Annotated in this window: 1 pseudogene; it reads left to right on the top strand. The window is 61.3% G+C overall.

From position 1 onward, the window contains the following. Positions 1–377, top strand: a pseudogene (locus B9Y87_RS22095) (collagen-like protein); the annotation flags it as partial.

Raw genomic sequence — 377 nt, 5'->3', positions numbered from 1 at the left:
CCGACAGGAGATACAGGAGCCACAGGAGCCCAAGGTCCTACGGGAGCTCAGGGTCCAACCGGAGCCAAAGGAGATACTGGTGATACAGGAGCCACTGGAGCTCAGGGTCCAACCGGAGCCGCTGGAGCTCAAGGCCCAACCGGTGCTACGGGAGCACAAGGTCCAACTGGAGCCAAAGGAGATACTGGAGACACAGGAGCCACAGGAGCGCAAGGTCCAACAGGAGCTCAGGGGCCAACTGGTGCTAAAGGAGATACTGGTGATACGGGAGCCACTGGAGCGCAAGGCCCAACCGGTGCTACTGGAGCCCAAGGTCCTACGGGAGCTCAGGGTCCAACCGGAGCCAAAGGAGATACAGGAGCCACAGGAGCCCAAGG

The sequence above is a fragment of the Arenibacter troitsensis genome (assembly GCF_900177645.1).
Taxonomy (GTDB): Bacteria; Bacteroidota; Bacteroidia; order Flavobacteriales; family Flavobacteriaceae; genus Arenibacter; species Arenibacter troitsensis.
This window is presented reverse-complemented; position numbering and strand designations above follow the sequence as displayed.